12 protein-coding genes are annotated in these 14,333 nt (G+C 42.3%); all 12 read left to right on the plus strand.

Annotation, left to right across the window (positions count from 1 at the left end; all coding sequences use genetic code 11):
• Nucleotides 1-155: 155 nt before the first annotated feature.
• A complete protein-coding gene (locus tag LXO72_RS02670) occupies nucleotides 156-2,018 on the plus strand; it encodes a CAP domain-containing protein (protein WP_233331457.1) in 1,863 nt (620 codons plus the stop codon).
• 678 nt (nucleotides 2,019-2,696) lie between these two features.
• Nucleotides 2,697-3,440: a DeoR/GlpR family DNA-binding transcription regulator gene (locus LXO72_RS02675; protein ID WP_233331458.1), complete on the plus strand. Its 744-nt coding sequence runs from the start codon at nucleotides 2,697-2,699 to the stop codon at nucleotides 3,438-3,440.
• Entirely contained in the window at nucleotides 3,437-4,348 is a 912-nt protein-coding gene (pfkB, locus tag LXO72_RS02680; protein ID WP_233331459.1) for a 1-phosphofructokinase, read from the plus strand. The genes LXO72_RS02675 and pfkB overlap by 4 nt, the downstream gene beginning before the upstream one ends.
• Nucleotides 4,345-6,312: a PTS fructose transporter subunit IIABC gene (locus LXO72_RS02685; protein ID WP_233331460.1), complete on the plus strand. Its 1,968-nt coding sequence runs from the start codon at nucleotides 4,345-4,347 to the stop codon at nucleotides 6,310-6,312. The genes pfkB and LXO72_RS02685 overlap by 4 nt, the downstream gene beginning before the upstream one ends.
• A 143-nt stretch (nucleotides 6,313-6,455) precedes the next feature.
• On the plus strand, nucleotides 6,456-6,830 hold the full coding sequence (locus tag LXO72_RS02690; RefSeq protein WP_006596301.1) for a DUF1149 family protein: 375 nt from the start codon (nucleotides 6,456-6,458) through the stop codon (nucleotides 6,828-6,830).
• A gap of 3 nt (nucleotides 6,831-6,833) precedes the next feature.
• On the plus strand, nucleotides 6,834-7,682 hold the full coding sequence (locus LXO72_RS02695) for a DegV family protein (protein ID WP_233331461.1): 849 nt from the start codon (nucleotides 6,834-6,836) through the stop codon (nucleotides 7,680-7,682).
• A gap of 9 nt (nucleotides 7,683-7,691) precedes the next feature.
• Nucleotides 7,692-8,459, plus strand: a complete 768-nt coding sequence (gene dapB / locus LXO72_RS02700; RefSeq protein WP_233331462.1) for a 4-hydroxy-tetrahydrodipicolinate reductase — start codon at nucleotides 7,692-7,694, stop codon at nucleotides 8,457-8,459.
• The gene (locus LXO72_RS02705; RefSeq protein WP_233331463.1) at nucleotides 8,456-9,676 is read left to right on the plus strand and encodes a CCA tRNA nucleotidyltransferase; all 1,221 of its coding nucleotides are present in this window, start codon (nucleotides 8,456-8,458) and stop codon (nucleotides 9,674-9,676) included. Before dapB ends, LXO72_RS02705 begins: the two co-directional genes overlap by 4 nt.
• A complete protein-coding gene (locus LXO72_RS02710) occupies nucleotides 9,673-11,544 on the plus strand; it encodes an ABC-F family ATP-binding cassette domain-containing protein (protein ID WP_233331464.1) in 1,872 nt (623 codons plus the stop codon). Before LXO72_RS02705 ends, LXO72_RS02710 begins: the two co-directional genes overlap by 4 nt.
• A 10-nt stretch (nucleotides 11,545-11,554) precedes the next feature.
• A complete protein-coding gene (locus tag LXO72_RS02715; RefSeq protein WP_154858038.1) occupies nucleotides 11,555-12,085 on the plus strand; it encodes a DUF308 domain-containing protein in 531 nt (176 codons plus the stop codon).
• Nucleotides 12,086-12,219: 134 nt separating this feature from the next.
• Nucleotides 12,220-13,179, plus strand: coding sequence for an ROK family glucokinase (locus LXO72_RS02720; protein WP_233331465.1), 960 nt, complete (start codon nucleotides 12,220-12,222; stop codon nucleotides 13,177-13,179).
• A gap of 94 nt (nucleotides 13,180-13,273) precedes the next feature.
• Nucleotides 13,274-14,113 (plus strand): thymidylate synthase, encoded by an 840-nt coding sequence (locus LXO72_RS02725; protein WP_233331466.1) that lies wholly within the window; start codon nucleotides 13,274-13,276, stop codon nucleotides 14,111-14,113.
• Nucleotides 14,114-14,333 lie beyond the last annotated feature (220 nt).

Consider the following 14,333-nt stretch of genomic DNA (forward strand, 5'->3'; position numbering starts at 1 on the left):
TGTGTTCATTTTTAAAATAGGCCTTGAAATAAAATGAACGTTTCATTCAGGAGCTCTTTTTACCTATATAAGCTGGAAAAATGGTTGGATTACACTTATGCATAGGTTTTTTCATCCTTTTTATTTATAATACTATCCTAATGGAGATTATTGATATGGATAAAAAATATAGATATGTAACTCGGGCTATCTTGGCCTCTGCTGTAGCAGTTCCAGTTTTTGCTGCGTCAAACGTTCAGGCTGAAAGCTATAACTGGAATACCAGTGGCTATGCTTATAGCTACTATACTCCTAGCTATAGAAATTATGGCTATAATAATTACAATTATAATTATAACTACGGCTATAATAATTATGATTATTACTATGGCTATAACAATTACGGCTATAATAATTACGACTATTACTATGGTTATAACAATTATAACTATAATAATTATGATTATAACTACGGCTATAATTACGGTTATAACAACTGGAACAACTACTATGGCTACAACAATCTCACACGTGATGAAAATTACATCTACTGGAATGGCAATCACTACTATCGAATGAGTGATGGAAGTTACCGGATCTACCGCAATGGCCAGTGGCAACCGTTGACCAATCGTAATAACTCTAGAAATAATCTAGCCAACGATCCTCATTACCTTTATGAGAATGGTTACCATTACTATTTATTAGAGAATGGGGATTACTATTACTATCAAAATGGTAAGTGGGTATTTGTGAAGAATTCTAGCGAAACAGAAAATCCTGTAACTCCGGATACTCCGGCACCTACTCCGACACCAAATCCAACCCCAACACCGGAGGAACCAAATCCAACTGATAAACCGGATCAACCGGTGGAACCATCAGAACCAGCTACACCTGAAGATACAGGTAACTTGGTCTTCCCAGAGAATCCGCCATTTGTAGGCGCAGATGGTGAATTCGATCCATTCGCTCCAACTCCTGAGAATCCAGCTGAGCCAAAACCAGAAGAACCTGTTCAACCAGAAGTACCTGGCAATGACGGTTTGGTAACAACTGACCAGCCAAGTGAAAACCAAATTCCACCATATGTTGAAACTCCAGCAGAAGGATTAGAACACCTTCCTTGGGCGCCAAATGGTCGTGTGCCTAAGTTGGTCTACCCACCTGGTAAGCCTGGATCAGCTGCTTTGCGCAACGATAAGAACTATTACTTTGATGGGACAACTCATTACTACTATGTTCCATCTGATACAGAGACTACAGGATATTCAGCATACTGGAAGTGGATTGATGATAAATGGAAACTTCAAGGAATGACAGATCCAAATGACCCTGTCGTCGACCCAAAATTCCATGAAGATGCAAAAGACGACGAGTACGCTTATAGCGATCGCGACTCAAGTGTGAAACTGTACTCTACCAACGTGGTGGAAACAGTCAAAGCCGGTCAACCGTTACCGTTCAAAAACGTCGAAGAATTTAAGAACTATGTCATTGAAAAAATGCATCCTAAGTTCATTGACAATGCTGGATGGGATTGTAAGGTAGAGTGGGAAATCGAAGATCCTGAACTCTTTGAACAATCAAAAGAGAACCCATGGGCGAAAGACTATGTTTTGATTGCCAACTTGAAGAGTGGTGTCGACGAAAAAGAATACAAAGATGTTGAATTCGGTTATGTGAAATTCGTATTTCGTGTGGAAGCGACAGATGATACCAACTATATTTCTCTAGATAAGGCCAAAGAAGCATTTGCTAAAATCAATGAACTAAGAAAAGCTCAAGGTTTGAAAGAATTGACTTGGTCTGATGATATCTACAACAATCTTTCTCTTCCAAAAGCAAACCAAATTTCAAGACAATACGATAGCACTGGATTTGTGGCTCGTCGTGAAGAAGACCCAGCAACTGTAGCAACGAAATGGTTCAACAGTGGCTTGCGTGAATTGTTGCTAGATCCAAATGCAACTGAAGGTGCTGTGGCAGCAGTTGTAAATGGAGATGGTTACTATTACTGGGCTTACAATTATAAATAATGTTTATTCTGGATAAACATTTCCAGATTGCTTACATGACATAAAAGAAGGTATCCTAGTGATACCTCAGCTTGAAGATAAAGTCTTCTAAAAAACTTTCCTTAGGTGAGTACGGACGTCAGCGAACTTCGAAGAAGTTCCATGACTTAGTTTTGAATCTAAGGCTCCAAAACTCCCGAGTGCTTGAAACTAGTGTTTCAAGCACTTTTCTCACGGCGGAAAGTTTTAATCTTCTTAAATAGCAAAATAAGTCGTGTTTTGAGAAGTATTTAGCTGTTTTATGAAAAATAATAGTTTTGTCTATATTCAAGAGGCTGGGACAAAAGCCCTAGCCTCTCAATTGTTTTTTGATTGTCGAGCAAGACGCAGTGGTTGAGTGGGCTTTACTACGCTGATTTTATCAGCTTTTACAGCCCTACTCAACTGTGCGGAGGTGGGACGACGAAATCGAATTCTAACGAATTACCGATTTCTGTCCCACTCTCTTTTTGTTCTGTCAGATATTTGCTGCTGATTTTTTAGGAATTTTTTCAAGCCTTAAGTAGCTATTATTTAAAGTGAGTATGATGTCATTTTTGAAGAAAGTGATAGAAAATGAAAGAAAATGATATTTAGTGCTTGACTTTGAAAGATAAGAGAGTATAATAGTTCTTGTAATCGTTTCTGAAAGGAGGTTATATGTTAAAATCTGAACGAAAACACATCATTTTAGAAAAGGTTATCAAAGAGCGTATCGTTTCTATTGAGGATTTGGTTCAAGAGTTAAACTCATCAGAATCAACGGTTCGTCGCGATTTGGATGAACTAGAAGCTGAGAACAAACTAAGACGAATTCACGGTGGGGCTGAAAGTCTTCATTCCTTGCAGGAAGAAGAAAGCAATAAAGATAAAGCAATCAAAAACGTGCAAGAAAAATCTGCTATTGCAAAAAAAGCAGCAGAACTGATCAAAGATTTTGAAGTTGTCTTTATCGATGCAGGGACCACCAATGAATTATTAGTTCATGAGTTGGCCAATCCAACCGTTACAGTCGTGACCAATTCCATTCACCATGCAGCGAGTTTAGTGGAGAGAGATATTCCGACGGTCATTATCGGCGGGATGGTCAAAACGTCGACTGACGCTAGCATCGGAGGGATAGCCTTGAATCAAATCGGCCAGTTAAGTTTCGATCGAGCTTTTATTGGGATGAATGGCGTCGACCTAGAGTCGTACAGCACACCGGATCTTGAAGAGGGGGCCGTCAAACGGGCCATTTTAGAGAATGCAAAGAATACTTACATTCTTCTAGACTCGTCGAAACTTGGGCGGACATCTTTTGTTAAGGTAGCTCCGGTTAAGAGAGCAACCATCATTACCAATGCTTCGAATACAGAAATCCTTTCTAAATTAAAAGAAAAAACGGAGGTTATTGAGGTTTGATTTATACAGTTACATTAAATCCAGCGATTGATTACATCGTCCGTCTTGATCATGTAGAGACAGGGGCGGTCAATCGGATGGCTTCAGAAGATAAATTCGCCGGTGGTAAGGGTATCAATGTCAGTCGTGTTTTGAAGCGTCTCGATATCGAGAACACAGCGACTGGATTTATCGGTGGTTTCACTGGACGCTTCATTGAAGACGTACTGACCAGCGAAGCTATTTCTACCAACTTTGTGACAGTGGACCAAGATACACGGATCAATGTAAAGATCAAGGCCGATGAGGAAACAGAGATCAATGGGAACGGTCCAGAAGTGACAGAAGTTCAGTTGCAAGAATTGCTCAGCATCCTATCAAGGTTAACAGCAGATGATGTGGTAGTCTTTGCAGGATCTGCCCCATCTTCACTTGGAAATGCTGTTTACAAAGAATTGATCGCAGCAACTCGTGCGACAGGTGCACAAGTCGTTTGCGACTTTGAAGGGCAAACTTTGATTGATTCCTTGGAGTTTAATCCGCAATTGGTTAAACCAAACAACCATGAGTTGGGAGCTATTTTTGGCGTTACCTTGACGGAATTGCCAGAAATCGAACGCTATGCCAAAGAAATCTTTGCAAAGGGTGCACAAAACGTCATCATTTCCATGGCGGGTGATGGTGCTCTTCTAGTCAGTCCAAGTGGTACCTACTTCGCAAAACCAATCAAGGGTCAAGTGAAGAACTCTGTTGGAGCCGGAGATTCCATGGTGGCAGGCTTCACTGGGAAACTTGCAACGACAGGAGATGTCGTCGAAGCCTTCAAATGGGGTGTGGCTTGTGGCACAGCAACCACCTTCTCAGATGATTTGGCGACAGCTGACTATATTAAAGAAACTTATAAAAAGGTAGAGGTAGAAAAACTATGAAAATTCAAGACGTTTTAAATAAAAACGTGATGTTGTTTGATCTTCAGGCAACGGATAAAGAGAGTGTGATCGATGAGATGGTCCAATCGCTCGTTGACAATGGTGTGGTGACAGATTTTGAAACCTTCAAGACTGGGATTATGAACCGTGAAGCACAAACTTCAACTGGTTTGGGTGACGGAATTGCCATGCCCCACAGCAAAAATGAAGCAGTCAAAGAAGCAACGGTCTTGTTTGCAAAATCAAACAAGGGTGTTGACTATGCTTCACTGGATGGCCAACCGACTGATTTGTTCTTCATGATTGCAGCTCCAGAAGGAGCCAACGACACTCACTTGGCAGCCCTTGCTGAATTGTCTAAGTATTTGATGAAACCAGGATTTGCGGACAAACTTCGCCAAGCAAGCACTCCTGATCAAGTGATCGCAGCCTTTGATGCAGAAGAGCAAGAAGCTGCAGCTGAAGAAGCGAAAAAAGCAGAAGCAGTCAAAGAAGCAACTTCATCTGACAAACCGCTCATCGTTGCCGTTACAGCATGTACAACTGGTATCGCTCACACTTACATGGCAGAAGAAGCCCTCGTCAAAAAAGGTGAAGAAATGGGTGTTACGGTTCGTGTTGAAACAAATGGGGCATCAGGTGTCGGAAACCGATTGACAGCTGAAGAAATCGCCAAAGCTGAAGGGGTCATCATTGCAGCAGATAAAGCAGTTGAAACCGCTCGTTTCGATGGCAAAAAATTGATCTCTAAACCAGTCGCAGCCGGTATCCGTCAGACAGAAGAATTGATCCAAACCATCTTGGATGGCAAAGCAGATGTCTTCCACGCTGAAAATGCAGCAGAAGCAAGCGCTAGCCAAGAAAAATTGAGCTTGGGTGGAGCTTTCTACAAACACTTGATGAGTGGGGTTTCTCAAATGCTTCCATTCGTTATTGGTGGTGGTATCTTGATCGCCCTTGCCTTCTTGATTGACCAAATTCTTGGGGTGCCTCAAGATCAATTGTCTCAACTTGGTTCATACCATGAATTAGCAGCTCAATTTAAAACAATCGGCGGTGCAGCCTTTGGCTTCATGCTTCCTGTACTTGCAGGTTACATCGGATTTTCAATTGCCGAAAAACCTGGTTTTGTAGCAGGGGTTATCGCTGGATCTATTGCTAGCTCAGGGTCAGCATTTGGAAATATTGCCTACGGAGCTGCTAAAGGTGATTTGCCAGGAGCAGTATCATCTGGTTTCCTTGGTGCCTTAGTTGGTGGTTTCCTTGCAGGTGGAGTGATTTTAGTTCTTCGTAAAGCTCTTGCAGGTCTTCCACGGTCTCTTGATGGTATCCGTTCAATCCTTCTCTTGCCATTACTTGGTGTTGGTTTGACAGGATTCTTGATGTTCCTCATCAATATTCCAATGGCTGCTATCAATACTAGTCTTAACAACTTCCTTTCAAGCTTGTCAGGTAGCTCAGCTGTCCTTCTTGGACTTCTCGTCGGCGGTATGATGGCTGTCGATATGGGTGGACCAGTGAACAAAGCCGCTTATGTCTTCGCTACAGGTACACTTGCTGAATCTGTTGCTTCAGGTGGTTCTATTGTTATGGCAGCCGTCATGGCAGCTGGTATGGTTCCTCCATTGGCAGTATTCGTAGCAACAGTCTTGTTCAAAGATAAATTCACTCAAGAGGAACGTGATTCAGGTTTGACGAACGTTATTATGGGTCTTTCCTTCATCACAGAAGGTGCCATTCCATTCGGTGCAGCTGACCCAGCTCGTGCTATTCCAAGCTTCATCGCAGGTTCAGCTTTGACAGGTGCCCTTGTCGGTCTTGCAGGCTTGAAACTTATGGCTCCTCACGGAGGAATCTTCGTTATCGCCCTTACTTCAAATCCACTTCTTTACATCTTGTTCGTATTGATCGGTGCAGTTGTAAGTGGTATCTTGTTCGGATTGCTTCGCAAACCTAAAAACTAATCATGACGAAAAGGCCGGGACTTCCCTAGCCTTTTTTCTTCTCTCTCTGATAGAAAACAGTGTGAAAAGACATGGTTCTGCAATAGAATCTTGATTTAATTTATGGTATAATTTTCATAACGCTTATTTTTAGGAGAACAAGTATGGATATCCAACGTGAAAAAGAATTCGTCAGCCAGTATCATTATGATGCTCGTAACTTTGAATGGGAAAAAGAAAATGGTACTCCCGAGACAAAAGTAGACGTCAACTTTCAATTGATTCAACGCGATACAGAGTTAAAGACAACCTCTTTAATCGTTATTTTGACCTATATGATTGTCTTTGATGGCTTTGTCATTAGCGGGACTATTACACAAATCAACCACATTCACAATCGTTTAGTCAGTGAGCCAAGCGAATTCAGCAAAGAAGAGGTAGAAGAACTAGCTCGTCCTTGCTTGAATATGCTGAACCGTCTGACATATGAGGTTACTGAAATCGCCCTTGATTTACCAGGAATCAATTTGGAGTTTTAATGCATGAAATTAGCAGTCATCACAGATTCGTCTGCCTATCTATCAGATGAATCAAGAGGATACGATAATTTATTTGTCCTGGATATTCCAGTTGTCATTGATGGAGTATCTTACGTAGAAGGTAAAAACCTGACAGCAGAAGAGTTCTATCAAAAGATGGAAGCTTCCTCTGAGCTTCCGAAAACCAGCCAACCTAGTATAGCGGAATTAGAAGAACTCTTACCACAACTAGAAGCTAAAGGCTATACCCATGTTTTAGGGATTTTCCTTTCTTCTGGTATTTCAGGCTTTTATCAGAATATCCAGTATTTGAAGGAAGAGTTCCCGAATCTAACTATTGCTTTTCCAGATTCTAAGATTACTAGTGCCCCACTTGGGTGGATGGCTGAAGAAGCAGTTAAATGGGCTGATGAAGGCCGTTCTTTTGATGAAATCCTGGCCAATATTCAGATGCAAATCGATGGGACTTCTGCCTATATCATGGTGGATGATCTCAATCATTTGGTCAAAGGGGGCCGTCTCTCCAACGGAGCGGCGATTCTAGGGAACCTTCTCAGCATCAAGCCCATCCTCTATTTTAACGAGGAAGGCGTGATTGAAGTGTATGAGAAAGTTCGTACTGAGAAAAAAGCTATCAAACGTTTAGCTGAGATTGTCAAAGAAGGAACTGCGGATAAAGACCATCAGATCATTATCATTCATGGGAATGCTCTGGATAAAGCAGAAACACTTCACGATATTCTTCATCAAGACGGTTTTGCTGGTGAGATTCCATTTGCGACCTTTGGTAGTGTCATTGGTACACACTTAGGAAATCATAGCGTTGCTATTAGTTTTGTACCGAAAGTATAAGGAGAAAACATGCCGATTAAAGTAGTAATTGCAGGTTTTAAAGGGCGAATGGGTCAAGCGGCTTATCACATGGTGTTAGAGGATCCTGAGCTAGAATTAGTCGGCTTGATTGATCCCCATGCGTCTGAAAACGAGCTGGCGGGTGTTCCGGTCTTTCATGACAAAGAAGGGGTTTTGTCGCTGGATGCGGATGTGTGGATTGACTTCACCATCCCTAAAGTGGCGTATGAACATACCCGCTTTGCTTTGGAGCATGGACTTGCGCCTGTGGTTGGGACAACTGGATTTACAACAGAAGAAATCACTGACTTGATTGAATTGTCTCGTGAGAAGAAACTTGGAGGCCTCATCGCGCCAAACTTTGCTATAGGAGCCGTCTTGCTCATGCAATTTGCAGCGCAGGCAGCTAAGTATTTCCCGAATGTAGAGATTATCGAGTTGCATCATGATAAGAAGAAGGATGCACCGAGTGGGACCGCTGTGAAGACAGCTGAGCTGATCAGTCAGGTCCGTCAACCACAAGAGCAGGGAGCACCAGATGAAGAAGAGAGTCTTACAGGTGCTCGCGGTGCCAACTACCAAGGCATGCACATCCATTCGGTTCGCTTGCCTGGTCTGGTAGCCCATCAAGAAGTGATTTTCGGTAGTCAAGGAGAAGGATTGACCTTACGCCACGATTCCTACGATCGGGTGTCCTTCATGACAGGGGTCAATCTAGGAGTAAAAGAAGTAGTCAAGCGTCATGAGCTTGTCTATGGTTTAGAACATCTATTATGAGATTAAAAAAACTGCCTTCTGAATTTCAGGAGGCTTTGCCAATATTAGAAAAGATTCGAAAAGCTGGATATGAGGCTTATTTCGTGGGAGGGTCTGTACGGGATGCCATTTTAGGTCGTCCCATCCACGATGTAGACATCGCTTCCTCCTCTTACCCAGAAGAAACCAAGGCTATTTTCGAGCGGACCATTGATGTCGGGATTGAACACGGGACGGTCCTGGTTCTTGAAAATCATCAAGAATATGAAATTACCACCTTTCGGACAGAGGATGTCTACGTCGACTTTCGAAGACCCAGTGCGGTTAATTTTGTCCGTTCCTTAGAAGAAGATCTCAAGCGCCGCGATTTCACCGTCAATGCCTTTGCCTTGAGTGAAGAAGGGGAAATTATTGACCTCTTCGATGGACTTGAAGATTTGGAAAATCGCATCTTAAGAGCTGTTGGTGTAGCGACAGAACGCTTCAACGAAGATGCCCTTCGGATCATGCGTGGTTTTCGCTTTCAGGCCAGTCTTGGATTTGATCTAGAAGAAGCAACCTTTAAGGCTATGACAGATTGCGCTCCCTTGCTGGAGAAAATTTCTGTCGAACGAGTCTTTATTGAGTTGGACAAGCTCCTCTTAGCTCCTTTTTGGCGCAAGGGCTTAGAAGGTGTGATTGCTAGCCGAAGCTATCAGTATCTCCCTCTCTTACAAAATAGCCAATCGTCACTAGAGAAACTGTTCCAGCTGTCCATGGACTATACCTTTACGAGTTCCGAGCAAGCTTGGGCTGCCTTACTCTTGACCCTAGATGAGAATAAGGTCTCTGCTTTTTTCAAGAAATGGAAAACCTCTCGTGACTTCGCTAAGAAGGTGGAGCAGTTGGTTGAAATCTACCGTTTGCGTGAAAAGGCTAGTTTAAATCGTCGGGATGTCTATCGCTATGACCGTAGCCTTCTCTTGTCAGCTGAAGAACTACGTCAGGCTCATGGCTTGCCCGTAGATTTCCAAGTCATCGAAGAATTGTATGATTCTCTAGCGATCCATGATAAGCACGAAATCGTGGTCAACGGTGGGATGTTGATGAAGGAATACAGCTTAAAACCAGGTCCAAGTCTAGGACAAGTACTTTCTGCCATCGAATGGGCCATTGTAGATGGCGAATTAGAGAATGACAAACAAGCGATTGGAGATTTTTTGAGAAGCTATCTTGAAGCCAAGAAGGGGGAAGCATGAGCGATTTTATTGTTGAAAAACTGACCAAGTCCGTCGGGGATAAGACGGTCTTTAAAGATATTTCTTTTATCATTCATGAGCTGGATCGAATTGGACTAATCGGGGTCAATGGGACAGGGAAAACGACTCTCTTAGATGTTTTGTCGGGTCGTGCAGGCTATGACGGAGATCGTTCCCCTTTTTCTGCAAAGAATGATTATAAGATTGGTTATCTGACCCAAGAACCTCAATTTGATGATATCAAGACGGTCCTTGATACTGTTTTGTCAGAAGATGTGAAGGAACTTCAATTGATTCGTCAGTATGAATTGTTGACGAGCCGGTACGATGAGAGTCAGCAAGCGAAACTGGAAAAAGTCATGGCGGAGATGGATTCTCTCAATGCTTGGGAAATCGAAAGTCAGGTCAAAACAGTCCTGACCAAGCTGGGGATTCAGGATTTGTCTGCTAAGGTTGGTAGCTTGTCTGGTGGCCTGCGTCGCCGTGTTCAGCTAGCACAGGTTCTCTTGGGAGACCATGATTTGCTGCTGTTAGATGAGCCGACCAACCATCTGGATATTGATACCATCGAATGGTTGACCAATTTCCTTAAGAACTCTAAGAAAACCGTTCTTTTCATCACCCATGACCGTTATTTCTTGGACAATATTTCGACTCGTATTTTTGAATTGGACCGTGGCGGTCTAATCGAATACCAAGGAAATTACCAGGATTATGTCCGCTTAAAAGCTGAGCAGGACGAACGGGATGCGGCTCTTCTTCACAAGAAGCAACAACTCTATAAGCAAGAATTGACCTGGATGCGTCGCCAACCGCAGGCGCGTGCTACCAAGCAACAGGCGCGGATCAATCGTTTCCATGATCTCAAAAAGGACCTATCTCATCAGACGACGGAAACTGATCTGGAAATGTCCTTTGAAACCAGTCGAATCGGTAAGAAAGTCATCGAATTTCAAGATGTTGATTTCGCTTATGATCAAGGACCGATTCTGCAGCAGTTTTATCTTTTGGTTCAAAACAAGGATCGGATTGGTATTGTAGGAGATAATGGAGTTGGGAAGTCAACCTTGCTCAACCTCATTGCTGGAAAACTTCAACCGACTGCTGGGAAGGTCATTATCGGAGAAACGGTACGGATTGCCTACTTCTCCCAGCAGATCGAAGGCTTGGATGAAAGCAAGCGGATGATCAACTTCCTGCAAGAAGTAGCTGAAGAAGTCAAGACTAGCGCAGGATCTACTTCAATAGCTGAATTGCTAGAGCAATTTCTCTTCCCTCGTTCGACCCACGGCACCTTGATTGAAAAACTATCTGGTGGTGAGAAGAAACGCTTGTATCTCTTGAAGCTCCTCATTGAAAAACCAAATGTCTTGCTCTTGGATGAGCCGACCAATGATTTAGATATCGCGACCTTGACAGTGTTAGAGAACTTCCTGCAAGGATTCGGTGGTCCGGTCATCACGGTTAGTCATGACCGTTATTTCCTAGACAAGGTTGCTTCTAAGATTTTAGCTTTTGAAAATGGTGGCATTCGTGAGTTCTTTGGAAATTATACGGATTACCTAGATGAGAAAAAGTTTGAGCTAGAAATGGTTGCTGAAAGTAGCAGGCCTGAAAAAGAAAAGGCAGTCAAAGTCCGAGAAGAAAAGAAACGGATGAGCTACCAGGAAAAGCAGGAGTGGGCGACCATCGAGAGTGAGATTGAAGAGATTGAAAACAAGATTGCAACCATCGAGGCTGAGATGAATGAGAATGGTTCTGATTTCGGGAAGTTGGCCAGTCTACAGCGTCAGATGGATGAAGAAAACGAGCGGCTCTTAGCCAAGTACGAACGGTATGAGTACTTGAGTGAGTTGGCAGAAAACTAAAGGAGAAAGAATGCACCATATTAGTAAATACAGTCTTTTGCTGTCATCATTTTTATTCTGTGGCATTGGCTTTGTTCTTTTTGTAAATCCAATCGAAAAAATTGCCACCTTTAGTTGGTTGATTTCTCTGGGATTTTTCTTGATTTCAGTATCGCGTTTGTCGCGTTACTATCGTCTCAGGACTCAAGCAACCTTGTCAGATCCTTATTTATTCCAGAGTGCGGTCTCGCTGGTCTTTGCAGTCTATCTCTTGCTATATGGCTACAAGACCTTGCCAATTGTTTTTCCGATCACACTTGGTATTTGGCTCTTGTATAAGTCTGCCTTGAGTTTAAAAAAGGCCCATTACCTATCCAAACGATCAGAAGAATTATCCAAGAAGTTCACTTTTTGGGGACTGATTGAGCTGTTTATAGGTTTATTTCTCATTGTCAGTCCTTTGTCCATCAGTATCTTCTTGTTACATATTTTGGGCTTGTTCTTCTTCGTGATTGGGGTCCAATCTTTGAGGCTCTTTTTAAAACTTCATAACGAGGAGTAAAGAACTCCTGTCTGTGTTTTTGCAGACAGGTTCTTTTTTGTAAATGAAATTGAGAGAATTCTTGAAAAACAATTGAAACCCTTTTCACATTTTGGTATACTAGTGTCAAGAGAATAGGAACAAAGGAGTGTAAAATGTCCAAAAAAATTATTGGTATTGACTTAGGTGGAACATCTGTCAAATTTGCAATTTTGACGCAAGAAGGAGAGATTCAAGAGAAGTGGTCTATCAAGACCAACATTCTTGACGAAGGAAGCCATATCGTTCCTGATATCATCGCTTCCATCAAACACCGCTTGGAATTGTTGAACTTATCCGCAGAAGATTTTATTGGAATCGGTATGGGATCTCCTGGTGCAGTGGATCGCTTCGAAGGAACTGTCGTTGGTGCTTATAACCTCAACTGGAAAACTGTACAGCCTATCAAGAAAGATATCGAGTCTGCCTTGGGAATTCCTTTCTTCATCGATAATGATGCCAACGTTGCTGCCCTTGGTGAACGTTGGAAAGGGGCTGGTGAAAACCAACCAGATGTCGTTTTCATGACACTTGGAACTGGTGTTGGCGGCGGTATCGTAGCAGAAGGAAAACTCTTGCACGGTGCTGGTGGTGTTGCTGGTGAACTTGGCCATATCACAGTTGATTTCGATCGTCCATTTGATTGTACCTGTGGTAAGAAAGGTTGCTTGGAAACAGTAGCTTCAGCAACCGGGATTGTCAATTTGACTCGTCGCTATGCTGATGAATACGCAGGAAATGCGACCTTGAAACGTCTCATTGATGATGGAGAAGAAGTTACAGCTAAGACAGTCTTTGATTTGGCTAAAGATGGAGATGAGTTAGCCTTGATTGTCTACCGTCATTTCTCTCAATATTTGGGTATTGCTTGTGCCAACATCGCTAGTGTTTTGAACCCAGCCAACATTGTCATTGGTGGTGGTGTATCAGCAGCCGGTCAATTCCTCTTGGATGGGGTTCAAAAGGTCTTTGATGAAAATACCTTCCCACAAGTTCGGACATCAACCCAATTGGTGCTTGCTAATCTTGGAAATGATGCAGGTGTCATTGGAGCTGCATCACTTGTCCTACAATAGAATCATACAGAAAGAGTTTTAAATTGAATTATTTAGAACTCTTTTTATTTATCCTGTGTTATAATGTATGTATTAAAGTATCTAAGGAGGTTTAATGACACAAGCAGATACCATTTTTAAGGAGAATATTCGTAAAATTATGGAAGAAGGCGTCTGGTCTGAGCAAGCTCGGCCTAAGTACAAGGATGGCACAACTGCCAATTCCAAGTACATCACAGGTGCTTTTATGGAGTTTGATCTTGCCAAGGGCGAGTTCCCTATTACGACCCTTCGTCCTATCGCCATCAAGTCAGCCATCAAGGAGATGCTCTGGATCTACCAGGACCAGTCCAATAGTCTGGAACTCCTAAATGGCAAGTACCAAGTTCATTACTGGAATGACTGGGAAGTAGGAGATACAGGAACAATTGGAGAGCGTTATGGTGCTGTCGTTAAAAAGCACGACATCATCAACAAAATTCTCAAACAGCTAGAAGACAATCCATGGAATCGTCGCAATATCATCTCCCTCTGGGACTACCAAGCCTTTGAAGAGTCAGAAGGACTCTTACCTTGTGCTTTTCAAACCATGTTTGATGTGCGCCGTATAGATGGAGAAATCTATCTGGATGCGACCTTGACCCAACGTTCGAATGACATGTTGGTGGCGCACCATATCAATGCCATGCAATACGTGGCTCTTCAAATGATGATTGCCAAGCACTTTGGCTGGAAGGTTGGCAAGTTCTTTTACTTTATTAACAACCTCCACATCTATGATAACCAATTCGAACAGGCAGAAGAATTACTTCGGCGCGAGCCATCTGATTGCCAGCCTCGTTTGGTATTGAACGTACCAGATGGCACCAATTTCTTTGAGATTAAAGCTGAGGATTTTGTACTGGAGGACTATGATCCTGTCAAACCTCAGTTGAAGTTTGATTTGGCAATTTAGAAATGCTACTTACAAACACAATATATATAAGAAGAAAGTTATGATTTTTTCATAAAAATGAATTCTACTTCCTATTTTTTAAATCTACCGGTTAGTAATATCATCAAAAATTTAAAAAATGATTAGTTTTTTGAGTCATTTCGCTTTGATGTTTTAAATTAATCTGATAGAATATATAAAGTTTAAAATATAGGCCAATAAATTAGCTTATTAATTGTAA

Origin of the sequence: Streptococcus sp. XMC (assembly GCF_021341835.1) — a bacterium.
Taxonomy (GTDB): Bacteria; Bacillota; Bacilli; order Lactobacillales; family Streptococcaceae; genus Streptococcus.

Bases quoted from the DNA above. Each gene is read 5' to 3' on its own strand.
- LXO72_RS02670 (WP_233331457.1), top strand. From the start codon at position 156: ATGGATAAAAAATATAGATATGTAACTCGGGCTATCTTGGCCTCTGCT.
- LXO72_RS02675 (WP_233331458.1), top strand. From the start codon at position 2,697: ATGTTAAAATCTGAACGAAAACACATCATTTTAGAAAAGGTTATCAAA.
- LXO72_RS02685 (WP_233331460.1), top strand. From the start codon at position 4,345: ATGAAAATTCAAGACGTTTTAAATAAAAACGTGATGTTGTTTGATCTT.
- LXO72_RS02690 (WP_006596301.1), top strand. From the start codon at position 6,456: ATGGATATCCAACGTGAAAAAGAATTCGTCAGCCAGTATCATTATGAT.
- LXO72_RS02695 (WP_233331461.1), top strand. From the start codon at position 6,834: ATGAAATTAGCAGTCATCACAGATTCGTCTGCCTATCTATCAGATGAA.
- dapB (WP_233331462.1), top strand. From the start codon at position 7,692: ATGCCGATTAAAGTAGTAATTGCAGGTTTTAAAGGGCGAATGGGTCAA.
- LXO72_RS02705 (WP_233331463.1), top strand. From the start codon at position 8,456: ATGAGATTAAAAAAACTGCCTTCTGAATTTCAGGAGGCTTTGCCAATA.
- LXO72_RS02710 (WP_233331464.1), top strand. From the start codon at position 9,673: ATGAGCGATTTTATTGTTGAAAAACTGACCAAGTCCGTCGGGGATAAG.
- LXO72_RS02715 (WP_154858038.1), top strand. From the start codon at position 11,555: ATGCACCATATTAGTAAATACAGTCTTTTGCTGTCATCATTTTTATTC.
- LXO72_RS02720 (WP_233331465.1), top strand. From the start codon at position 12,220: ATGTCCAAAAAAATTATTGGTATTGACTTAGGTGGAACATCTGTCAAA.
- LXO72_RS02725 (WP_233331466.1), top strand. From the start codon at position 13,274: ATGACACAAGCAGATACCATTTTTAAGGAGAATATTCGTAAAATTATG.